Raw genomic sequence first — 21,294 nt, forward strand, 5'->3', positions numbered from 1 at the left:
GTATTTCTCCTGATTAGAAGTTCAGATTTTTCAGTGCATTCAGTGCAGAGCCCACATCCTCAGCGTCGCGCAGGGACAGTGCGCCATAGCCCCCGGCCATGAATGCTTTGGCCTGGGTACGGGAGAGTCCGACATCACGCAGGACTCTTTCGATTTTTTTCTGTTCGGGGATTTCCCCGCGGGCCAGTGCGTTCTTGACGTCGCTGATCCGCGCCTCGTCGTTAGACGGGAACGTCACCAGGCTGACTTCCCAGAGGTCGATTTCTTTCAGCAGAAAGGCTTCTTTGCTCCGGTCGTATTCCCAGTCTTTCAGGACGTACCCAATAGAAAGGCCGGTTAACGAACCGGCCTTCATGTGTGCATGTGCGCGTTTTGCGAGGGGATCATCATCAATAAGCAACCGTCCCCTGACGTAAAGCCCGACATCGTCTTCCTTCATTTCGGTGTAAACACCGATGGGTTCATCCATGCGGTGCTGCCAGAGCAGCGCAGGTAACGCTTTTCTGTCACTCCACGCCCGTAGGGAAGCAGCAAATGCCCCGGACATCACCACATCATCGTGGCTGTCCTTTACACCAAAGACGGAGCCATACCCTTCAAACTCACCGGAGTCACTGACAGATTTCAGACTCAGCGGTACATCAAGACGTTGTTTCGTCTGCATTGGCGTTATCCTTCTGCTTACCGGCTTTACTGCCATCGGAGGGTTTCGTGGTCATGTTCATCGGTGTGAGATAGACATCACCACCGGGACGCGGATTCATATCTTCCAGGTCGCGGCAGTCATTGGGAGAGTAAATTCCCCAGTTGATCCCGGTGGCGTAGGCTTCAAAACGGGACTTCATATCCCCGCGCAGTAACGCCCCGGCGTTAAATTTGGCGTAATAAACGCCCTGCTTACTTTTTCGTACCAGTCCGGTGTTGATCCGCTGTTCGATGCGGGTCAGATACGGCACCAGTGAATAGTTGATAAATCCCAGCCCCAGCTCTTCGATATTGTTGAAGGTGGCACGATCGGTGTTCTGCACCATGTGCAAGGGCACACGGAACAGACGACAGATTTCTTCAAGCTGAAACTTGCGGGTTTCCAGGAACTGGCTATCCTCGGCGTTCAATGCCATCGACTTCCAGTCCAGCCCCATCTCAAGGATCATCGGACGGTGAGCATTGCCAAGCCCGGTGTGACGCTCCTCAAAATCTTTCTTCAGGCGCTCATAAGCCTGATCCGACAGCGTCTGTTCTGTACGCAACACACCGGACGTCACCGCGCCATTGCTGAACAGTCTGGCACCGTGCTCTTCAGTCGCTGCTGCCAGCGATATTGCCTCGCGGGCATAGGCGATGGGATTCAGTCCCACCAGACCGTCCAGCGTCAGCGTGCGCACATGCCAGATATCCTCCTGGGTCAGCACATCCGTTGAGCCGTCCGGGAATGTGACCTGATAGACCGGCTCCCAGCTACTGTTAAGCTTCGGTACCACACAGCCGGGATCGACGGGCAGCAGTTCAGCCACTTCGCCAAATGCTTTCACTTTGTAGGCGTAAAAGTTTCCCCTCAGGCACAGACAGGTGACCACCAGCTCCCAGAACTCCTGCGGCGTCATATAGCCATTGGGATGCGTGGAGATCAGCTTATGCAGACGTTCGCCGGTGGCTCTCTGTTTAAGGCTGCCGTTCAGGTGATACAGATTGCAGGGCAACATCCCGACCGACTCTGCCAGCACTCTGACGCAGGAAAAAACCGCCGTCAGTCGCATGGCCCGCTGACTGCTGATCTGCTTTCCGGTATAGGTGTCGTAGGACAACCCGATAGCATCCGCCAGCTCTGCGGGCGTGGTCACCGGTGCGTCACTTTTTCGTTGAAATAATCCCGAAAAGAACACTATTTACCTCCGCCGACAGACTGCTGTGTACGGTCGAGATATCGCGCCACCAGCCACGACCAGAACAGGCACAACACCCCGGCAACAACAAAACCCACCGGGGGATAAATCAGCCAGGCACCATACGCCAGCAAAAGCGCCCCCAGCACACCTACCAGAGGCGCGAGAATCAGCATGATCATAATTACCTCAGTTAAAGCGAGCGGATCCCGTAGGACTCAATGTGGTCAGACAGCGTGTCTTCTTTCTCGTACAGCATGGCTCTGCCAACCGCCATAATCAGCGCAACTGCACCATCGATTTTGTTTTCTGCCTGCTCTTTGACGGGTTTCACCACATCATCGTTACCCGGAATGGTTTTTCCGACCACGTTGCCGATACACCAGGTCATGATGGGATTGCCATCATGATGAAAGCGCCCCGATTCAATTGCCGCTTCCAGCTCTTTCATCGGGTCGGACATGTTGGTGTAGTTCTGAATAATGGTGACGGGGTTCAGGTCTTCATCAGCAAGGTCATGTGACAACCCGGTCGCCCCGAAGGGGTCGATGGGTGACTCGCTGACCGGGCTGATTTTGTTCGCCGCTTTGGCCTCTTCGAGGATGTAGCGATAATCCACCTCTGCACCATCGGTAACGGTCAGGACGCCCATTTCCGCCCATTTCTGAAAGCGTTCGGCTGTCCGGCGATCTTCATTTTTCTCGACGCTATACACCGTGTCATACGGTACCCAGAAACGCGGGGCCACACTGTAGTAATGCGTTTTACCGTCAATCTCGCGGGTATAAAGTCGCGCCATGCTGTTCATATCCAGCTTACGCGCCAGGTCAAAGGCCAGAATGCACGGCTGCCCCTCGAACTGCTCAAGGGTCAGTGATTTATCCTCGCAGCTCTGCCAGCTCACCAGGTTGAAATACGCCGAACGCGCCGACACCCAGATATTGAGGTGTTTTGTTTTAAAGACGTTTGCCAGACGGGCATTATTTTTCGCACGCTGCTGCTGACTTAACAAAAATTCGCGATAAACCGACACGCCAATATTTGGATTGGCTTTTTCCAGCACCTGCGGGTCGGTCCAGTCGTCACCTTCATCAACGGTATAGATGATCCCGAACAGTTCATCGTTGGGAACCGAGCCATTGAGCATCTCGATAACTTCCCGCCGCTTGTCGTAGCACGGCCCCTCAATGTTGTACCCGGCGGTGGTGATAGCCCACATCAGTGGCTGGCGTCGCGCCCCCATCCCGGTAAGCATTGTGGTGTAAAGCGCATCTGTGGCGTGCTCGTGATATTCATCCACCACGGCACAGTGGGGTGATGAACCATCACCGGGGTTACCGATCAGCGGTTCAAACCGCGCACCATCCTCCGGACGGTTCATGTTTGAGGCGTTAACCTCAATCCCGAACGCTTCCGTCAGCATGGGTGTGCGTTTACACATCAGTCGTGCCGGACGAAAGACTTCCCATGCCTGTTTCTCCGTCGTGGCACCGGAATACACTTCCGCGCCGAACTCGTTATCACAGGCAAAACAATACAGGGCGACACCGGCAGAGATTGCCGATTTGCCGTTCTTACGGGGGATTTCGGTATACACCTCACGGAAGCGGCGCAGCCGGGTACCTTTATAGACCCAGCCAAACGCACAGCAGATCACAAAGAGCTGCCACGGCTCCAGCGTGATGGGCATCCGCTTGAATGCCCATTCCCCCTTGGTATGCGGTAACAGCTGAATAAATTTGGCGGCCCGTTCAGCCAGGTCCTTGTCGAAGCGGTAACGAAACGACTTACTTTTTTCCGCCATCAGGTCATCAAGATGGCGCTGGCAGGCCTGAATCACAAACTGGCAGGCAACAATCTTTCCGCGCACGACATCCCGGGCATACTGATTTGCAGCATTTACGTTGGGGTAAGATTTCCGGCTCATGATTCGATAATTTTCAGAAACGGGTTAGTGGCTTTCTTCTGCCCCGCCAGGCCAATCAGACGCTGGCGGCTGCTGGGGTCGAGTCCGAGCATTGCCCCCGTGCTGCTCATCTCGGACTCCTGTTCTTTTTTGGCTGTCAGCTCCGGATTTTTGACCCTGCCGCCCATTGCGCCGGTGATGGTGTTGCCCTGTATGGCAATATTTTTCACAGCACGTCGCCAGAACTCATAGGCCACGCACCACCGCTCAAGCACCGCGAGGTCAGTCACGCACAGCAGGCCCTGACCGCAGAGTTCTTTGGTTGTCAGTTGCCACATGATCGTGGCGAGAGGGAGATCTTCTTCAGCGAACCACTCCGGTGGCTCAACACCTTTGATGGGCGTAAAAACAGGTTCATCTTTGTTCAGGGCTCGCTTGCCGGGGTTTCCGGCCAGCGCCTTGCGCGCCGTTGGCTTGGGGCGACGCCCGGAACGCCCCGCCGTTCCAGCCATATGCGGCACTCCTGGTTAAATTTCATTTTTCGCGGGTATAAAAAAACGATGGGGCGGGCAGTCCGGAAGACGTCAGGCCGCAGGGATTTGACCCGCCCCTCCCCTCAGGAAGTTGAGAATCATTATCACTTCAACCGTTCACGGGCCGTCTTCGCCTTATGACACGGCCAGCACAGACTCTGCAGATTACAGTCGGCATCAGTGCCGCCATGCGCTTTAGGGATGATGTGGTCAACGGTTTTCGCTTCACGCACCACACCGGCACGCAGACATAACTGACATAAACCTTTGTCACGTTTCAGTACACGTTCACGGATAGCATCCCATTTCGAACCGTAGCCGCGCTGATGACGGGATTGTCCTGGCTTGTATTGCTTCCAGCCTTCGCTTTTGTGGCTTTCGCAGTAGCCTGACGGGTCAGTAGTGGTATGGCGGCAGCCGCGAACGCGGCAGGATTTTGGGATTCGTGGTGGCATTGAAGAAAACCCTTTGTAATAAGCATAAAAACCCCATATTGAATGGGGCTTGATGAATTACTGTCCTAAAGCACTTTTTGCCAATATTGAAGCAATTGAAGCAAACGTCGGATTTTCCAATAGCTTTTGCCAAAGGCTTTTAACCTCTGGATCATTGCAATGCTCTATAGCATCATGTAGTTGTTGAATGGTTATATTCTTTGTGATCGAATTATCATTACCGGCTTGAAAATCACCACCAGCATTAATAGCACCGTTAAACGTCAAATGGGTCGTAATCTGCTTCGGCTTCTCTTTTACATCCAATGCCTTCACTATCAATACCGCCAAATGTGAGTAGCCAGGGCAACCAACCTCGAGACTAATTTGCACCTCGTAATCAAGCACTTCAAATAGTCTTTCCCTGTCGACCATTTTTTGCACAATGATATCGCCGATATTAAATGGGCATAAGTCACTTTCAATAGGAATATACAATCGGCCTTTAGATGAGTCACGTTGACCATAATAGGTGGATGAATTAAAGGTAAAAGTATCTGGATAGAAAAATTGATCTGGTCTCATAATAGTCCCTTTTGTGTTTTGTGGATATCTCCATTAATTAGACTATTACTTTATCTCTTTTCCCAAATACATACATTCAAAATTAAGAGCATTATCACAGATAATTTCGAAGCGATATTGCAATGCCTACCCATGACCTGTATTCAACGAATACGTATCAGAGGAATACCTTGTTCGTTATCTACATGACGATAAAAATATACATCAATTTTGATTATCAATGATTCTGATATCTGACTTATCCCTATTACATTGAGCCAACGCGGATAACAAACTTACATTCAAATCAAGACTTGCACCATACGTCAGTGGGTTGGGTATAAACGGTACAGGTGTATCAGAAGTCAAGCTGACTGGTAGTGGAGTCTTCGGAATGCTCACGTAAACTGTTCGCGTACTTCCGCAACCGGTCAGCAGCGGCAGCAGGCACAGGGCGTACAGCACAATCATCATCCGCAACAGCCACTTTGATATCAGCCTGGGTTCTCTGTGACTCCAGTGCGATCTGCTGTTTTGCATGCTGGTTAGCCTCCAGAACTGTATTGACGATTTGCAGTGATTGCAGGACGTTATTGGTAATAGCGGTTGCCGATTCGGCATTTTGTACAGCCTCATCAGCACGTTTCTTTTCGCGCTGGTATTTGCTGTGGTAGTGGTTAGCTGACCAGACGAGAGAACCGAATAAAGTCAGGAGGAAAGCAGAAATAACCAGCTTATAGCGAAGTTTCATTAACCACCCCGCCAGCTTCTTTGAATTTGGCAATCAGACTATCGATCTTGTGTTCATACTGACCGTAGCCAGCACCGGGCAATGAAGCCCAAATATTGCTGCAACGGTCGATTGCCTGACGAATATTGCCACGGTCAATCATCGGTAAAGCGCCACGCTCTTTAATCTGCTGCAGAGCTACAGCGTCCTGGCTTTCTGGAGAAAAATCTTTCAGGCCAAGCTGTTTACGGTAAGCATCCCACCAGCGTGAAAGAAGCTGGTAACGTCCGGCGGCTGTTGACTTGAGTTTCGGGTTTAGCGTGACAAGTTTGCGAGGGTGATCGGAGTAATCAGTGAAGAGTTCACCACCGACAATAACGTCATAACCGTGGTTACGTGTCGGTTGTCGTCCGTTATCCGTTCCTTCTGACCAAGCCACCATATCAAGGAAAGCTTTACGCTGGGAATTTAGTACCTGCATAAATTACTCCTTAGAGCCACCAAATTTGTTACCGATTACTCGCATTGCAGCCCCACGAATAGCATCGACACCGATCAGCCCCACGCCACCACCAATGGCAACAGAAAGCGATTTAGGCCATCCGACATACTCAAGAGCGGATGCAAAGGTCAGCGTCAGAGCGCCACAGAGCAAAATCTCGAGCGTTTTTCGCTTCCAGCCACCACCACCGCCAAAATAGGCGATGCGCAAACCAGCCATAACGATCGACATAATCACTGCCCCCAGCGGTGTGTCTCCACGCCACCAGCTCTGAAACAACTCCAGCCAGTCCGGCCAGGTATTTGGGTTATGAGGCATTTCGTCATCTCTCACCTCGCGATATTTGCGGGTGCTGTGTTGGAAATAAAAAGGCCACGCAACGTGGCCACCAGAATTATTTCCCCACCAGTTCACTTACCTCTTTCACCGTCTGATTAAACCGCTCTGACTCAAGTTAAACACCTAACGCCCGACGCCCCAGCGCCATTGCTGCTTTTATTGTGGAACCGAATCCCATAAAGAAATCAGCAACCAGATCACCAGGTCGACTACTGGCATTGATTATTTGCCTGAGCATATCCGCCGGTTTCTCGCACGGATGTTTACCCGGGTAGAACTGAACGGGCTTATGCGTCCTGACATCGGTATAAGGCACGGAGACTGATACGGAGAAATAGCGCCGGTGAGATTTAAACTCATCCAGCAATTCAGAAGATTTGCAATTCAGTGAATCATGAGATACCACCAACTGGTGGTAGGATTGTCTCAACTAGTGAGCTTTATACATTTAAGTGCGATGCACAGATAATAACCACGTCAATGGAATATCACACACAAAATTGATAGAACACTAACAATAAGCCACAAAATAATTCACAATTTATTTTTACAGTGGATAAGTAGCAAAGTAGTGAATGTGAATAACGGCTAACTAAGATGAAACAAAAAGCCCCACAATATGTGGGGCTCCTTCGCGATTTATAGTAAAATAATCGATTCTCTAGCTGAAAAAATCTTTAAAAATTATCAGCAATACGCAAGTTTTTTACCGTCATCCGGTACTAGTTTGATCACTACACCAGGATTCTTACGCTCTAACATCTGAGTTTGACTCCATGTAATACCAAAGGTTTCCATTGGAGATGCATTGCCAGCAAAGAGTTCGGCGACGACTTTAGCTGCCTCAATCTCTATCTGCTCATGATGTTTCATAAAAATCCCCTTGTTCAGCACTAAGCTGTAGTTGCTTCTTTGAAGCATAAAGGCAACAAAGTTTGTTACCTGAAGATGTATAAAGTAAAGCGTAGTACATTTTGTGTGTGCTTTGTGTGGATCCAGATTGCATCAACTAAAAGAGGTTTTCAATACTTTTGTAATGATTCTGGAGAAATTAAGAATCTAACTCACACTGATTGGTTAGGTAAAACGCTCCTAAGCACCATTGCGCAACCACCTCGTTCGTAATCAGCAATGTACTCAAAACCACTTTCAGTATAGTATCTTATTGCCCCATCAACTGGACTAACTAAAGCTATCGAATCAATAGATTCACCCTGAAGGTTCAGAAATCGTGCATATGCAGAGAAGCAATCCAAAACGATACCAAGCATCTGATGGTCTAGGTCTTCATGTGCATCATTACGTTTTTCCATCCAGCAAATATGCACCGCATTTTTCGGCTTACAGTAACACCCAAATGCAAATCCAATAGGCTCCCCACGATAATAAACAACTAGTTTTATCGGGTGTTCTTCCATCATATCCATAAACACTCGCGACTTTAGTCCGGGATCCCACCGCAGTTTATTGTTAGCCTTGAGGAACTCCATATCTTTTAGTACCAGCTCGTCGGCATATACGAGCCCTAACGACTTATGAGGGAAGCGCCCTTTTAAATACTCTGCAACATTTTTAAATACTGCTGTTTGGAAGGCTTGAAACATCATGTCGATCCAGACGAGACGAAAGTTTAAATTCTACCTACTCGCCGAATACCATTTCAATGCCACACATCTAAAATTCCGAAAAAAAAACCCGCACATCAGCGGGTTTTCTACTTTTTATTAAAGCCGGACACACAATGCCTATCATTGAGAAAATATTATCCATTTTTTTTGAAAAATGCAAGCATCATGTCGCCATTTTCGTCGAAAATCATTCATCTCGTCACTTTCCTCAATTGTGTCTCAGCATACACTTCTTCCTGCCAGCACTTTGTAACCAGTTTATCAATGACATCTGCATATCCTTTGTACCACTGATAATCCGTCAGGTCTGGTACCAGCTTCTGGACATGACGTCGTGCCAGTGTAGTTGGTAAACGGCTAAACCGGTTTCCATTGCAACGCCCACAAATCTTATAAACAGGCGTGCCATGAAGCCGGGTCCTTTTTTCATCCAGGACAATACCTTTACCCTTACACCCTCTGCACGCTGTGCTGACTTCTCCCTTACCATGACAATGCTGACATAGTTCCTTCACCCACTCTTCCTTGATAACAGATTCCCCGCTTCTGGAGTGTTTCACCACCTCGCGCAATACATTATGAAATCCAGTACCAGCACAATGCTCACAGCGAGCCTTACTTGCCGCAGACCTGGAATAATCAGCAAAGGCAAAATTCACAAGGTAAGGAATGATCTGTAGCCGGGTTTCTTCACTCAATTTATTCAATGTCGGGTTATCCAGTGCCATCGCGTAATTGAGCAGACCTTCAATCGCAAACTGAGGATCCTGAACACCAACTTTTGCCAGGAATAAGGCAAACCCAAGCGGTGCTTTCGACTGCACCATCCCCTGCGCAGCCATCACATCCGTAATCGTTAAACCACCAGAGCCTGTCGCCGGTGCGTCATCGCTCAGTTTTGGAGATTTCGGGGAGTAATATTTCGGTAAGGCTTCAAGGTTCATGCTCGTTCTCCACTTACGCCAGTACGCCTATTGCCAGCGCACGATCGATAAAACGAAATATCAGCTCCAGCTGGGAACCATACTTCTCTTCAAATGCCACGGTATCCGCATGCAGCTCGTCGTGATGCTTTCTGCACAAAGGCAACACAAAGAGGTCATGCGCTTTTGTACCCATTCCCCCCTGACCGTGGCCTATCAGGTGGTGGGGATCATCAGCAGGCTTTCCACAACATGCACACGGCTGTGTCTTAACCCAGCGTGTGTACTTTTCATTAACCCAGCGGCGACGTTTTGGGCGTAACATAAAAGACTCCGGCGACTCCGGATCCACTTTCAGCGCCAGCACCTTTTTCACCTTATCCTGGATGATGCTGGTGGCAGGAACCGAAGGCACAAGGTCACTTTCCCGGGTGACAGACGGCACAACAGGCTTCGGTAATCTCAGTGCCTTACGGGCTGCACTTTCCGGTAAGGCATCCGCCAGGTCATTACGAATCAGCCACCAGCACAGTTCCGGCATTGTCACAACGTGGCTATCATCAAAACCGAGATCCCGACGCACAACAGACAACACCCAGCGGGCACAGTTATCCGTTGCCATTGATTCCAGCCGTTCCGTGAACTGATCGCGCAGCTGGTTATCGCAGTGCCAGCACAGACGGATTGCGCCCGGCGCGTGTCGCATTGTTGTCATGTTCTCGCTGTGCCAGTCGGAATGAGGCCACTGGCAGCCTTTTTCACGAAGTAACCAGCTTTCAAGACATTCCACGCCACCAGCACGACGGATCACTGCCTCATTGCGGAACACGGCCCGAACGTCAGGATCATCCGCCAGCGGTTGTGATGCCGCCGGAACAGCACCACTGGCGAAAGATGAATAACGTTCCGGCTCAGGCTCCAGCAGGACACGCCCCTGCATAAACAGGGGCATCAGCTCTGAACCTGGTCTGAACAATACGATCCCCATACGCGGGGCAATTTCAGGGGTCAGTAGTGCTCTCACGGTCACCTCAATGAACGGTATCGAGCAGCTTTAACAGCTCAGGGAATCGGGATTCGAAGAAATGCGGCTGCGTCTCGCGCGGATTTGCAGGACTGGTGATGTTCTTGCCGAACATGCAGCCTTTCGCCGTCAGCGACCAGAATTTTTTGATGTTGTTAATCGCGGTACGGCTGTATCGTTCGCGTTGTTCAACGATCCCCAGCTTCGCCATCTGGTGATATGCCTGATTAGCTGTCAGGCAGATACCATACTGCTTCAGCAGTGCACTCAGTGACAGCGTGGGGCGGCTTGAGCCATCAGGCGCGTCAGCAGGAGCATCAATGGCATAGCGCGGTGCCAGATTCGGTAAGCCAACAGCCTCCTGGAGTTTCTGACAGGCACCAAGCACTGAAGAGTTAGACAGGTTTAACTCCCGGCGCATAAAGTCCAGCAGGATCACGCCAGCCTGCATCTTGTCAGCAGCCTGCCCGGATAATTTTTCCGGTGTGCTATTTTCCGGTGTGCTGGTTACCATATCGAAAGTACGGATCACCTTCAGATGGAATGACGGGCTGATCCACATTGCATAGGCATACACCAGTTCTTTGCAGACATACGTCCCCTGGTTATTTCCGCCACGAATAACGTTAACTGGCGCTATATTGACCGAGTTGCAAATCTGCAACTCGCTTATTAAACGTTCGGTTTGCTCATTGCGGAGCCAGAATGCAGGCTTATGTTTATCCAGAGAACCGGCAGCCCTGTGCAGATCGTTCAGGCTGTAACGCCCATAAGCATCACGACGAACTTCAATACCATCAATAACCATCAGATTATTCATACTTCGTTTCTCCTCTTAATCAGGCGGCTGCACCCGCCGGTTTCTCGTACTTACTGATAGTGATCTCGACCTTCCCTTCCGGGATAACCGGTCCCCACTCCACCAGCATTCTTTTCACCTGACTGTCGTCTTCCCACACACCCGCGTGGGTCAGGGCGTCAAACAGCGCCTTGTTATAGTTGTCCAGATCGCGGATCCGGTTATCCGGAGGAAACAACACGATCTCCACTGAAGCAGGTGCCGACGTTGGTTTTGGCAGACGACGTAACTGCTCAACTATTGCTGCACACGCCGCGCTCTGGAATTTGCGCCCCGCCGCGCTTATCAGGCTCTTACCTGCAAACGCCCCTTTGTTGGGGTGTCGCCAGTACGTGTTCACGCTGGGCGGGAAAGGCAGGATCAGCTTCATACTTTCAGGCCCCTCTCATGTAACCAGTGGGCTGCACGCAGTCTGGCGTTTTCCTCACCGGCAAGCAGTGCGCGGATAATCCCGGCTGCCTCGCTGTCGTCGTCCTTCACTGTGGTATGAAGCGTGATACCCCGGGCCACGCCACGCTTTATCGTGATGACGCCTTTTTTCTCCAGTGCGCGAAGATGCTCCACCGCTGCATTCACCGAACGGTATCCCAGCATGGTTGCCACCTCCTGATTGGTTGGCGGAAAGCCACGTTCTTTCTGATAAGAAATCAGCATATCCAGCACCTGCTGCTGGCATTGAGTTAACGTCGTCATGCCGCCATATCCCTGACCAGTTTTTCCGCCTGCTGGCTAACCTGCGCCAGAAACGCCTCACCACATGCCTCAAGTTCATCGCGCCCGATGTAGCTGATTGCCGGTCCCTTCCAGGTCTTGTCGAAAACAGCAATAGCACCAGCGAAGAACGCTCCTGTCGGCACCTGCTTCTCATCCTTCGGGATAAACCAGGCAGGCAGTTCAAAACCAATACGCCCGCGAATAAAAGCAATATGGTCTGCATCTTCCGGCCACCAAACTTCGCTGGTGGCAGCTTTGATCAGGAAAACATAGCGCCCGCCTTTATCACGCATAGCACTGGCATGTTTCATGATGTAACGCATGCCGGTGATGTATTGCCCCTCATGCTGACTGGCGCGGCTGTATGGGGGATTACCAAAGGCAGCACCTTTAAGCTCCGCAAGACGTTCTGACCAGTCATGCGCCAGCGCGTTGTCTTCCGCCGTGTAATACGCGGCACATTTGGCGTTATCACCGTCAGTGAACAGATCCAGAACAAACGGACCAAACAGGGTGTTAATTCCCCAGAAAATGTTATCCGGCGTGCGCCACTGATCGCCCACTTCCTTCAGTTCATGGGCTGGTTTGTTCCGCAGTTTCACCAGCGCCTGACAATATTTATTACTCATTAAGCCCCCACGTAATTCCCTGACAGATACCACTCTTCACCCGATGCAGCGCGCTTGCTGCTTTTCCGTAAGCACCGCTCACGACGCGCCAGAAAATTGTTTCGTTCTGGCTGGGAGTGGCTTTCACGGAATGCCGCCATCCACACGGTTGCAGCACGACGGTATAAGCCCCTTGACTCCAGTTCTTCAGCCTGGCGGGTCAGGCACAAAATCACCCGGTGATCGTTAGTGCCGACATAGAAATTGCGCACAGGTCTGGTTTCACGAACTGGTTGTGGTTCCGGCTCCTGCGCTCTCTCAGTCAGGCGCGGGAAATGTCTGCGTGTATCCCCTTCACAACGGTGAGCCACACGCCCACTCTGACGTAACTTGCTTGCTGACTGCAGAACGCGCTGCCGTGAGTAACCTGCAAAAGCATCCGCAATGTCTCCGGAAGTACACCCCGGATGGGCTTCAATGAATTTCTGAACGTCATTTAACAGACTCATGATCACCCCCTGAATCCTGCCGGGATCTGGCTGTAGTCCACATTGTCGTAACTGGATTTGAAGTACGGGTCTTCGCGTTTTTCGGTGTACGTGCTTACGGACGGCGATAAGCGCAGGGAAAGCTCATCCCATTTTTCCCGCAGCTTCGACGGGCTGAGCACGTTACGGCACCAGAACGGATCGCGGCTGACGCGGCTGTACATCTCGCAGATTTGTTTGTGAGTACGACCATCCTGCACACACATCAGGCGAATTTCGTTTGCCCAGGCTGTCCAGTTCGGTTCTTTGGGACGAACCACCTCGCCGTCACATTCGGCGGCCTGCTCGTACAGGGCGATGATTTTTTTCCAGAGCCACTGTGCGCAGGTCAAATCATCCTGCGTTCCCCACTGGCGCTTTTTAGGGCTGAATACAACCGCATCAGGATGGCGAGTTAAAAAATCCTGTTCATCCGTCTGCGTGTCCGGTTGCGAAGCGTCCGGACGAGAAGGTTTTTTATCTGACGGATCATGTTTTGATTTTACTGACGGATCCCCGCCAGATTCTGACGGGTGAAAACCCGCTTTTTTGCCAGATTTCGACGCATCAAATTTTGACGGGTCAGATTTTGATGCGTCAGATTTTGACGGGTCAGAATCTGACAGTTGAGAAAATGCCGCTGCCTGAAGCTTCGCAACGTTAAGCTGATAAACATTCGACGCATTGCGGTTACCCTGGCGACGCGCCTTACGCGTTAACCAGCCTTCTGCTTCCAGCCGTGCGATAGCCGTCCTGACGGTACTCATCCCCGCGCCAATCTGACGGGCAATGGTTTCAATTGATGGCCAGCACACACCTTCGTCATTACTGAAATCAGCCAGGCGGGCCATAATTGCCACGCTGGATAATTTCATGCCTGACGCTGCGCAACCATCCCATACATAGCCGGTTAATTTAGTGCTCATGACCGACCTCTATTTCCCTGAATTTACGACGAAACTGTTCGAGCGGGCTGAAGCACTCATGCTCATAGCCTTCACGGAGGTAGATAACCCGTTGTGTTTCCGGCTCCCAACGAATGACTCTGACGGGCACTCCGTAGTGATCTTTGAACCAGCGGTTAACTTGTCGCAAAGGACTGTCTCCTTCTGCCGGTTGAAATCACCCACAGCCCACTCTGCAAAGCTGTGGGTTACAATTTCCCTGTCACCTGGTACATTCACTGCATAGCAATACTCCACCTTCTCTTTTCCACCCGGTACAGGAAGCGCAATCAGTTGCGAGCGACGGTAGTGTGTTGTTAAACTGTTCATGCGTTAGTTTCTCCACAGTCACGACACGCCACGGCGCCCGGAGCTGCACACTCGCGGGCGTCATTACTTTCTGAAATGCAAAAGATTTTGTAGACCAGTGCTGCATGCTCCTGCAGCTTCGAAATTGAGAGATACAGCTCGTCGTTAATTGCTGTCTTCTCATGCGGTTCCACTACACCGTCTTCGATTGCTGAACGAATCTGTTTTGAATAACTGCCGATCTGTTCAATGACTTCCAGCAGACGCTGGTTAATATCGGCGTTGTCCACATCCTCGACGTCAGGAAGAGACACAAAGACGCCATTTGCAGACTGCGCCACAGCGTCAGCAATGAAGTGAGTTCCACCAGCACGTTGCAAAATCATTGCCCATCCCAGCGGGAAAATCTGATCGCCATCGGCACGAAGGCGGTTAAATAATGCGTTCTCTGTTACATCCAGCCAGTCAGCCGCTTCAGCGTAACCACCCGGCAACGCCGCGATAGTTTTTCTGACAGCTTTCACGTACCACTCAGGCTGTTTTTCTATTTTCCAGTGATGCTTACCCACGATTAGCCTCATCGTTCTGTGGTTAAAAATTGAAAGTGTTCTGCTAATCTTTCGGATAGATATCCGGTCTTAAGTCAGATTTCGTAATTGCACCTGACGTGCATTGCTCAAGTTTTTTAGCCAGCACAAAACTGGCTTTTTTATAGCCATTGAAAACCAGCCGTAAGTAGCCAGGTGTTGAGCCAACTTTTCCGGCCAACTCGCCCTGCTGTTCTTTGGTTAAAGAGTCCCAATACGCTTTCATACAATATGTACCTCCGGTGTACATATTACATGATTGAAATGAACCTTCAAGATACTTGTACCTTAACGGTACAAGGGTTTTAATTTCGTTATGAAAACAATCCATGACATCCGGCGGTCTAACGCCAGAAAACTGAGAGATGGTGTTGGCGGGAATTCTTCCTTTGCCACTATGATTGATCGCGAGCCAACCCAGACCAGCAGGTTTATGGGAGATGGTGCTACTAAAAATATCGGTGACAGCATGGCACGACACATCGAAAAATGTTTCGACCTGCCTGTCGGATGGCTCGATCAAGAACACCAGACAACGAACATCACAAAAAAACCTGATGTTTCAATCACTAATAAACAAATCACATTAGTCCCTGTCATATCATGGGTACAGGCCGGAGCATGGAAAGAAGTTGGATATTCTGAGGTTGATTTGAGCACAGCAGAAACGTATCCCTGCCCTGTACCCTGTGGGGAAATGACTTATATCTTGCGGGTGATAGGTGATTCAATGATTGATGAGTACCGCCCGGGAGACATGATTTTTGTCGATCCTGAAGTACCTGCCTGCCACGGTGACGACGTTATTGCATTGATGCACGATACAGGTGAAACCACCTTCAAAAGGTTGATAGAAGATGGGACACAGCGTTATCTCAAAGCGTTAAACCCAAACTGGCCTGAGCCTTACATTAAGATCAACGGTAATTGCTCTATAATTGGAACTGTGATTTTCTCAGGAAAACCAAGAAGATACAAAATCAAAGCCTAATCAATGTTTATGAACCTGCTTCGGCAGGTTTTTTTATACTTGACAATGTACCTTTGAGATACATAATGTACCCAAGAGAAACAACAAACAGGCAGGACGCCCACGAAGTATCCGCCTGGGGCATATGAAGTCCAGGATGATTCGTTAGCAACAAAAAAGCGCCCTACAGGACGCTTAGCTCTTTAACAATCTGGTCCCCATCAACAAGTAACTGATAACTTGAGGAGATGTGAAATGCACAAAACAGAACCCAAAATCGTCGCGCCTGGCTACACAGATGAGGAAATTTATGAGTGGATGACAAAGAAGCTGGCAGCTATAAACCAGCTTCGTGAAGTGCTGTCTTATCGACAGGAAACAATAGACTCCTTAAAAAAACTGGATCAGGAAATCACGGTTTTATCACAGGATGTTACTTTAGATATTGTGCAGACAAATTAGGATCCCATTCATTTTCGTCAAAATCATCAAAGTGATGAATTTGTGATCTCCAGTCTCGATAATCTAAAAATTTCTGGGCGGTTACGCTTATTTTATCAAGTGTGAGTTCATCCTGAATTGAAAGAAGAAGTTCATCAAATTTCATCTCATTAATCTGTTTTGGCATCCAGTGATGCTTCATCAGAATAAGGTGAACCAGAGCCTTTTTCCCATTCAACTGATTATAGGGAGTGCCGAATTTCTTCCGGTGCTCATGTAAGACAAGGTCCAAAAGAGTAAGTAATGTTGCCCTTGATTCAACTTTGCTTATTTCGACTGATGACACTACCCCACTGATTTCAATGCCCCGATACTTTCCAACATTTTCACAGTGGGATTTGTACAGCGTATAGATATTACCGGACATTTCTTTTCCTTTTGCGTTGTTGGGGATAACCAGATTAACCGAATCCTTGTTGTTGGGGAATAACCAGGTCCACCTCGCCTGATGTGGCTAAAAGCAGGCACATAACAGCTAAGTATTTTCAACCAGAGAGAATCCTTAGCGTTGTGGTGAATGCGGCTCAGCGCACGCGGGTTAAGGTTGAGGCTGACAGTCGACCTTCTGTGGATACCCACCCGCCTGGTGTGCAACCTTCGCCAGGCACCGGGAGGCACCCGGCACCACAACTTTATGCTGTGTGTAGTCTTGGCGGTACCAGCTTGTACCCTTGCTTCCGGCTGGTACCGTCCTTTTTACAAAACAGAGAAGAGCATCACCGGACGACGGGCTCATAACCCAATCCATCCGGGCGGCAGTCACCGCAGGTGTTCTTCTCTGTTTTGTGGAGAAACTAACCGACCTTGCAGGGTCGATATGATGAGGAGCAGCAAAATGGCTAGCGAACGCAGTACTGATGTGCAGGCATTTATCGGGGAGCTGGACGGCGGCGTATTTGAAACCAAAATCGGCGCAGTTCTCAGTGAAGTCGCTTCCGGTGTGATGAACACGAAAACCAAAGGTAAGGTCTCGCTCAACCTGGAAATCGAACCGTTTGATGAGAACCGAGTGAAAATCAAACACAAACTCTCATATGTTCGCCCGACTAACCGCGGGAAAATTTCCGAAGAAGACACCACCGAAACGCCGATGTATGTCAATCGCGGTGGTCGCCTGACTATTCTGCAGGAAGACCAGGGACAGTTACTGACTCTTGCCGGTGAACCTGACGGAAAACTCCGCGCAGCAGGTCGTTAATATCGTTTTTAATTAACTGATTATTTATCTCATCACTGAATATCTTTATATAGTGAGGACTTATTATGTCTCAGAACTTAGACGCAACCGCAATTAATCAAATCCATGCCCTTATTTCTGCTCAGGGTGTTAATGAAATTATCAGTAAGATTGGTGCCGATGCTGTGGCATTGCCTGAGAATTTCCGCATTCATGATCTGGAAAAATTTAATTTAAATCGCTTCCGTTTCCGTGGTGCGCTTTCCACTGCCAGCATCGATGACTTTACCCGTTATTCTAAAGATCTTGCAGATGAAGGCACCCGCTGCTTTATCGATGCTGATAATATGCGTGCCGTCAGTGTGCTTAACCTGGGTACTATTGATGAACCAGGTCACGCAGATAACACCGCCACACTCAAACTGAAAAAGACAGCACCGTTCTCTGCTCTGTTGTCTGTTAACGGCGAGCGTAACTCCCAGAAGTCACTGGCAGAATGGATTGAAGACTGGGCCGACTATCTTGTGGGCTTTGATACTAATGGTGACACCATTCAGGCAACAAAAGCGGCTGCGGCTGTCCGTAAAATCACGATTGAAGCAAACCAGACCGCTGATTTTGAAGATAATGACTTCAGCGGCAAACGCTCCCTGATGGAGTCTGTCGAAGCGAAGACCAAAGACATTATGCCAGTGGCATTTGAATTTAAATGCGTTCCGTTTGAAGGTCTGAAAGAACGTCCGTTTAAATTACGCCTCAGTATTATCACTGGCGATCGTCCTGTACTGGTTCTGCGCATTATTCAGCTGGAGGCGGTGCAGGAAGAAATGGCTAACGAATTTCGTGATCTGCTTGTTGAGAAATTCAAGGACAGCAAAGTAGAAACCTTTATTGGTACTTTCATCGCCTGATTTCATTACTGCAAATGCCCCTGCGGGGGCATTTATGGAAACGTAATTTACTCAATAATCGCCGGATGGTGAGGGATTCTTTTTACCAGAATTCAGCGCGGTGCAGCGCATATACGTGGAGAACAAAATGTCATTTATTAAAACTTTTTCCGGGAAGCATTTTTATTATGACAGGATAAATAAAGACGACATCGATATTAACGATATCGCGGTTTCCCTTTCAAATATCTGTCGCTTTGCCGGTCATCTTTCGCACTTCTACAGCGTCGCCCAACATGCGGTTCTTTGCAGCCAGCTGGTGCCGCAGGAATTTGCTTTTGAAGCGTTAATGCATGATGCAACAGAAGCGTATTGCCAGGACATTCCCGCACCACTGAAACGCCTTCTTCCTGACTATAAACAAATGGAAGAAAAAATAGACGCCGTAATCCGTGAGAAATACGGGTTACCCCCAGTTATGAGTACGCCCGTGAAATATGCCGATCTCATCATGCTGGCAACCGAACGCCGCGATCTCGGGCTTGATGATGGCTCTTTCTGGCCTGTACTGGAAGGTATCCCGGCAACAGAGATGTTCAACGTGATTCCACTGGCACCGGGCCATGCCTACGGGATGTTTATGGAACGCTTTAACGAGTTATCGGAGTTACGCAAATGCGCATGAATGTTTTCGAAATGGAAGGGTTTCTTCGTGGGAGATGTGTACCGCGAGATCTGAAAGTAAATGAAACAGATGCTGAATACCTAGTGCGTAAATTCGATGCGCTTGAAGCTAAATGTGCAGCACAGGAAAACAAAGTAATACCAGTGTCAACTGAACTGCCACCAGCAAATGAAAGTGTTTTGTTATTCGATGCTAACGGAGAAGGCTGGCTAATTGGCTGGCGTTCTCTCTGGTACACCTGGGGACAAAAAGAAACCGGAGAATGGCAGTGGACATTTCAGGTCGGGGACCTTGAAAACGTCAATATCACTCACTGGGCAGTAATGCCAAAAGCACCGGAGGCTGGAGCATAATGACCACTTTTACCGACAAAGAACTGATTAAAGAAATTAAAGAGCGTATCAGCAGCCTTGACGTGCGAGACGATATTGAGCGCCGTGCTTATGAAATCGCACTCCTATCTCTGGAAGTAGAACCAGATGAACGCGAAGCTTATGAATTATTCATGGAAAAGCGTTTCGGTGACTTAGTAGATCGTCGGAGAGCAAAAAACGGCGATAACGAATACATGGCATGGGATATGACTCTCGGTTGGATCGTCTGGCAGCAACGAGCTGGTATCCATTTTTCAACAATGTCACAGCAAGAGGTGAAATAATGGAGCCATACAGCCTCACACTCGATGAGGCCTGTCATTTTCTCAAGATATCCAGACCGACTGCCATTAACTGGATACGCACAGGGCGTCTTCAGGCAACACGCAAAGATCCCACTAAGAATAAATCTCCTTACCTCACAACACGACAAGCCTGCATTGCGGCTCTTCAGTCTCCGCTGCATACTGTCCAGGTGAGCGCGGGTGATGGCATAACAGAGGAAAGAAAATGTCACTCTTCCGCAGAGGTGAAATATGGTACGCCAGTTTCACATTGCCGAACGGTAAAAGATTTAAACAGTCTCTTGGAACAAAGGACAAAAGGCAGGCGACAGAACTCCATGACAAGCTAAAGGCTGAAGCATGGCGGGTCAGCAAACTTGGTGAAATACCTGATATAACGTTCGAGGAAGCGTGTGTCAGGTGGCTTGAAGAGAAAGCACATAAAAAATCACTGGACGATGACAAAAGCCGGATCGGATTCTGGCTTCAACATTTCGCAGGAATGCAACTAAGAGACATTACTGAATCAAAAATTTATTCAGCAATGCAGAAAATGACGAACCGGCGTCATGAGGAAAACTGGAAACTCAGGGCAGAAGCATGCAGAAAAAAAGGGAAACCTGTTCCAGAATACACGCCAAAACCAGCGTCCGTTGCAACGAAGGCTACGCATCTTTCATTTATAAAGGCCCTACTAAGAGCCGCAGAGCGTGAATGGAAAATGCTGGATAAGGCACCAATTATTAAAGTGCCCCAACCAAAGAATAAACGGATCCGCTGGCTGGAGCCCCATGAAGCACAAAGGCTGATTGATGAATGTCCGGAGCCATTAAAGTCTGTTGTTGAATTTGCACTGGCAACAGGCCTAAGACGCTCGAACATCATCAACCTTGAATGGCAACAAATAGATATGCAGCGCCGGGTGGCATGGATAAACCCGGAAGAGAGTAAATCAAACCGCGCAATTGGCGTTGCGCTGAATGATACTGCATGTCGCGTATTGAAAAAACAAATCGGGAATCATCACCGTTGGGTATTTGTGTACAAGGAAAGCTGTACCAAACCAGACGGAACGAAAGCGCCAACAGTCAGGAAGATGCGGTATGACGCAAACACAGCCTGGAAAGCGGCGCTGAGACGGGCTGGTATTGATGATTTCAGATTTCACGACTTGAGACACACCTGGGCAAGTTGGCTGGTTCAAGCCGGAGTCCCGTTGTCAGTGTTACAGGAAATGGGAGGCTGGGAGTCTATCGAAATGGTTCGTCGATATGCTCACCTTGCACCTAATCACCTTACCGAACACGCACGGCAAATAGACTCGATCCTGAACCCATCGGTCCCAAATTTGTCCCAGTCAAAAAATAAGGAAGGTACTAATGATGTGTAACTTATTGAT

The 21,294-nt window shown here is 49.3% G+C and carries 34 protein-coding genes and 2 pseudogenes; 10 read left to right on the forward strand and 26 right to left on the reverse strand.

The genetic code is table 11. From position 1 onward, the window contains the following. Nucleotides 1–13: 13 nt before the first annotated feature. The 25 genes and pseudogenes from HGD79_RS10570 to HGD79_RS10685 form a co-directional block, all read right to left on the reverse strand. On the reverse strand, nucleotides 14–664 hold the full coding sequence (locus HGD79_RS10570) for an HK97 family phage prohead protease (RefSeq protein ID WP_001193631.1): 651 nt from the start codon (nucleotides 662–664) through the stop codon (nucleotides 14–16). Beyond that, the gene (locus HGD79_RS10575) at nucleotides 642–1,883 is read right to left on the reverse strand and encodes a phage portal protein (protein ID WP_001393070.1); all 1,242 of its coding nucleotides are present in this window, start codon (nucleotides 1,881–1,883) and stop codon (nucleotides 642–644) included. The genes HGD79_RS10570 and HGD79_RS10575 overlap by 23 nt, the downstream gene beginning before the upstream one ends. Continuing rightward, entirely contained in the window at nucleotides 1,883–2,065 is a 183-nt protein-coding gene (gene ymfR / locus HGD79_RS10580) for a protein YmfR (protein ID WP_024169538.1), read from the reverse strand. Before ymfR ends, HGD79_RS10575 begins: the two co-directional genes overlap by 1 nt. An 11-nt stretch (nucleotides 2,066–2,076) precedes the next feature. Next, the gene (locus tag HGD79_RS10585; protein WP_247653388.1) at nucleotides 2,077–3,810 is read right to left on the reverse strand and encodes a terminase large subunit; all 1,734 of its coding nucleotides are present in this window, start codon (nucleotides 3,808–3,810) and stop codon (nucleotides 2,077–2,079) included. Further along, nucleotides 3,807–4,301, reverse strand: a complete 495-nt coding sequence (locus tag HGD79_RS10590) for a phage terminase small subunit P27 family (protein ID WP_000929172.1) — start codon at nucleotides 4,299–4,301, stop codon at nucleotides 3,807–3,809. Before HGD79_RS10590 ends, HGD79_RS10585 begins: the two co-directional genes overlap by 4 nt. A 125-nt stretch (nucleotides 4,302–4,426) precedes the next feature. Beyond that, a complete protein-coding gene (locus HGD79_RS10595) occupies nucleotides 4,427–4,777 on the reverse strand; it encodes an HNH endonuclease (RefSeq protein WP_021519684.1) in 351 nt (116 codons plus the stop codon). A 57-nt stretch (nucleotides 4,778–4,834) separates the two neighbouring features. Next, complete coding sequence (locus HGD79_RS10600) at nucleotides 4,835–5,341, reverse strand: hypothetical protein (RefSeq protein WP_021519683.1); 507 nt, start codon at nucleotides 5,339–5,341, stop codon at nucleotides 4,835–4,837. 204 nt (nucleotides 5,342–5,545) lie between these two features. Next, on the reverse strand, nucleotides 5,546–5,794 hold the full coding sequence (locus tag HGD79_RS26615; protein ID WP_122985904.1) for a peptidase: 249 nt from the start codon (nucleotides 5,792–5,794) through the stop codon (nucleotides 5,546–5,548). Next, entirely contained in the window at nucleotides 5,679–6,071 is a 393-nt protein-coding gene (locus HGD79_RS10605) for a DUF2570 domain-containing protein (RefSeq protein ID WP_032193237.1), read from the reverse strand. The genes HGD79_RS26615 and HGD79_RS10605 overlap by 116 nt, the downstream gene beginning before the upstream one ends. After that, nucleotides 6,055–6,531 (reverse strand): glycoside hydrolase family protein, encoded by a 477-nt coding sequence (locus HGD79_RS10610; protein ID WP_016236818.1) that lies wholly within the window; start codon nucleotides 6,529–6,531, stop codon nucleotides 6,055–6,057. The genes HGD79_RS10605 and HGD79_RS10610 overlap by 17 nt, the downstream gene beginning before the upstream one ends. Before the next feature lie 3 nt (nucleotides 6,532–6,534). After that, entirely contained in the window at nucleotides 6,535–6,870 is a 336-nt protein-coding gene (locus HGD79_RS10615) for a phage holin, lambda family (protein WP_001120501.1), read from the reverse strand. A 136-nt stretch (nucleotides 6,871–7,006) separates the two neighbouring features. Continuing rightward, nucleotides 7,007–7,309: pseudogene (locus tag HGD79_RS10620) on the reverse strand (site-specific DNA-methyltransferase); the annotation flags it as partial. Between the two features lie 269 nt (nucleotides 7,310–7,578). Continuing rightward, nucleotides 7,579–7,764 (reverse strand): hypothetical protein, encoded by a 186-nt coding sequence (locus tag HGD79_RS10625; protein ID WP_000680348.1) that lies wholly within the window; start codon nucleotides 7,762–7,764, stop codon nucleotides 7,579–7,581. 191 nt (nucleotides 7,765–7,955) lie between these two features. Then, the gene (locus HGD79_RS10630; RefSeq protein ID WP_021519681.1) at nucleotides 7,956–8,498 is read right to left on the reverse strand and encodes a hypothetical protein; all 543 of its coding nucleotides are present in this window, start codon (nucleotides 8,496–8,498) and stop codon (nucleotides 7,956–7,958) included. A 212-nt stretch (nucleotides 8,499–8,710) separates the two neighbouring features. After that, on the reverse strand, nucleotides 8,711–9,463 hold the full coding sequence (locus HGD79_RS10635; RefSeq protein ID WP_168848391.1) for an antitermination protein: 753 nt from the start codon (nucleotides 9,461–9,463) through the stop codon (nucleotides 8,711–8,713). Between the two features lie 13 nt (nucleotides 9,464–9,476). After that, nucleotides 9,477–10,466 (reverse strand): DUF968 domain-containing protein, encoded by a 990-nt coding sequence (locus tag HGD79_RS10640; protein ID WP_001764249.1) that lies wholly within the window; start codon nucleotides 10,464–10,466, stop codon nucleotides 9,477–9,479. A 7-nt stretch (nucleotides 10,467–10,473) separates the two neighbouring features. Continuing rightward, nucleotides 10,474–11,286: a KilA-N domain-containing protein gene (locus tag HGD79_RS10645; protein ID WP_168848392.1), complete on the reverse strand. Its 813-nt coding sequence runs from the start codon at nucleotides 11,284–11,286 to the stop codon at nucleotides 10,474–10,476. Between the two features lie 19 nt (nucleotides 11,287–11,305). Next, nucleotides 11,306–11,695, reverse strand: a complete 390-nt coding sequence (locus HGD79_RS10650; RefSeq protein WP_000767111.1) for a RusA family crossover junction endodeoxyribonuclease — start codon at nucleotides 11,693–11,695, stop codon at nucleotides 11,306–11,308. Next, entirely contained in the window at nucleotides 11,692–12,018 is a 327-nt protein-coding gene (locus HGD79_RS10655; protein ID WP_000210178.1) for a LexA repressor, read from the reverse strand. Before HGD79_RS10655 ends, HGD79_RS10650 begins: the two co-directional genes overlap by 4 nt. Beyond that, a complete protein-coding gene (locus tag HGD79_RS10660) occupies nucleotides 12,015–12,668 on the reverse strand; it encodes a phage N-6-adenine-methyltransferase (protein ID WP_168848393.1) in 654 nt (217 codons plus the stop codon). The genes HGD79_RS10655 and HGD79_RS10660 overlap by 4 nt, the downstream gene beginning before the upstream one ends. Further along, nucleotides 12,668–13,162: a PerC family transcriptional regulator gene (locus HGD79_RS10665; protein ID WP_072278360.1), complete on the reverse strand. Its 495-nt coding sequence runs from the start codon at nucleotides 13,160–13,162 to the stop codon at nucleotides 12,668–12,670. The genes HGD79_RS10660 and HGD79_RS10665 overlap by 1 nt, the downstream gene beginning before the upstream one ends. Further along, a complete protein-coding gene (locus HGD79_RS10670; protein WP_000104954.1) occupies nucleotides 13,159–14,100 on the reverse strand; it encodes a helix-turn-helix domain-containing protein in 942 nt (313 codons plus the stop codon). Before HGD79_RS10670 ends, HGD79_RS10665 begins: the two co-directional genes overlap by 4 nt. After that, nucleotides 14,090–14,269, reverse strand: coding sequence for a DUF4222 domain-containing protein (locus HGD79_RS10675; protein WP_001250269.1), 180 nt, complete (start codon nucleotides 14,267–14,269; stop codon nucleotides 14,090–14,092). Before HGD79_RS10675 ends, HGD79_RS10670 begins: the two co-directional genes overlap by 11 nt. A gap of 175 nt (nucleotides 14,270–14,444) precedes the next feature. Then, entirely contained in the window at nucleotides 14,445–14,996 is a 552-nt protein-coding gene (gene ymfL, locus HGD79_RS10680) for a protein YmfL (RefSeq protein WP_032141723.1), read from the reverse strand. Between the two features lie 43 nt (nucleotides 14,997–15,039). Continuing rightward, nucleotides 15,040–15,240, reverse strand: a complete 201-nt coding sequence (locus HGD79_RS10685) for a YdaS family helix-turn-helix protein (RefSeq protein WP_000649477.1) — start codon at nucleotides 15,238–15,240, stop codon at nucleotides 15,040–15,042. Nucleotides 15,241–15,330: 90 nt separating this feature from the next. Here HGD79_RS10685 and HGD79_RS10690 point away from each other — a divergent pair, with 90 nt between their 5' ends. After that, nucleotides 15,331–16,005, forward strand: coding sequence for a LexA family transcriptional repressor (locus tag HGD79_RS10690; RefSeq protein ID WP_000848748.1), 675 nt, complete (start codon nucleotides 15,331–15,333; stop codon nucleotides 16,003–16,005). A gap of 234 nt (nucleotides 16,006–16,239) precedes the next feature. Continuing rightward, nucleotides 16,240–16,446, forward strand: coding sequence for a hypothetical protein (locus tag HGD79_RS10695; RefSeq protein WP_000549623.1), 207 nt, complete (start codon nucleotides 16,240–16,242; stop codon nucleotides 16,444–16,446). On the opposite strand, the gene HGD79_RS10700 is transcribed toward HGD79_RS10695, so the two are convergent. Then, entirely contained in the window at nucleotides 16,418–16,852 is a 435-nt protein-coding gene (locus HGD79_RS10700) for a hypothetical protein (RefSeq protein ID WP_000016389.1), read from the reverse strand. The genes HGD79_RS10695 and HGD79_RS10700 overlap by 29 nt on opposite strands. Before the next feature lie 143 nt (nucleotides 16,853–16,995). Here HGD79_RS10700 and HGD79_RS10705 point away from each other — a divergent pair. From HGD79_RS10705 to HGD79_RS10735, 8 genes and pseudogenes are all read left to right on the forward strand, one after another. Further along, a pseudogene (locus HGD79_RS10705) lies at nucleotides 16,996–17,306 on the forward strand (hypothetical protein). A 14-nt stretch (nucleotides 17,307–17,320) separates the two neighbouring features. Next, complete coding sequence (gene yfdP / locus HGD79_RS10710) at nucleotides 17,321–17,683, forward strand: protein YfdP (RefSeq protein WP_000135682.1); 363 nt, start codon at nucleotides 17,321–17,323, stop codon at nucleotides 17,681–17,683. A 65-nt stretch (nucleotides 17,684–17,748) separates the two neighbouring features. Continuing rightward, complete coding sequence (locus tag HGD79_RS10715; RefSeq protein ID WP_097454982.1) at nucleotides 17,749–18,573, forward strand: YfdQ family protein; 825 nt, start codon at nucleotides 17,749–17,751, stop codon at nucleotides 18,571–18,573. A gap of 127 nt (nucleotides 18,574–18,700) precedes the next feature. Continuing rightward, the gene (yfdR, locus tag HGD79_RS10720) at nucleotides 18,701–19,237 is read left to right on the forward strand and encodes a 5'-deoxynucleotidase (RefSeq protein ID WP_000008200.1); all 537 of its coding nucleotides are present in this window, start codon (nucleotides 18,701–18,703) and stop codon (nucleotides 19,235–19,237) included. Next, nucleotides 19,228–19,590 carry a phage protein gene (locus HGD79_RS10725; protein ID WP_001242749.1) on the forward strand — a complete coding sequence of 121 codons (363 nt, stop codon included), beginning with the start codon at nucleotides 19,228–19,230 and terminating at the stop codon, nucleotides 19,588–19,590. The genes yfdR and HGD79_RS10725 overlap by 10 nt, the downstream gene beginning before the upstream one ends. Next, entirely contained in the window at nucleotides 19,590–19,895 is a 306-nt protein-coding gene (gene yfdT / locus HGD79_RS10730) for a protein YfdT (RefSeq protein ID WP_000206732.1), read from the forward strand. Before HGD79_RS10725 ends, yfdT begins: the two co-directional genes overlap by 1 nt. After that, a complete protein-coding gene (locus HGD79_RS26620; protein WP_077873866.1) occupies nucleotides 19,811–20,245 on the forward strand; it encodes a helix-turn-helix domain-containing protein in 435 nt (144 codons plus the stop codon). Before yfdT ends, HGD79_RS26620 begins: the two co-directional genes overlap by 85 nt. Continuing rightward, nucleotides 20,167–21,285, forward strand: a complete 1,119-nt coding sequence (locus HGD79_RS10735) for a tyrosine-type recombinase/integrase (protein WP_001132557.1) — start codon at nucleotides 20,167–20,169, stop codon at nucleotides 21,283–21,285. Before HGD79_RS26620 ends, HGD79_RS10735 begins: the two co-directional genes overlap by 79 nt. Nucleotides 21,286–21,294 lie beyond the last annotated feature (9 nt).

Source organism: Escherichia sp. SCLE84 (assembly GCF_012584495.1).
Classification (GTDB): domain Bacteria; phylum Pseudomonadota; class Gammaproteobacteria; order Enterobacterales; family Enterobacteriaceae; genus ECMA0423.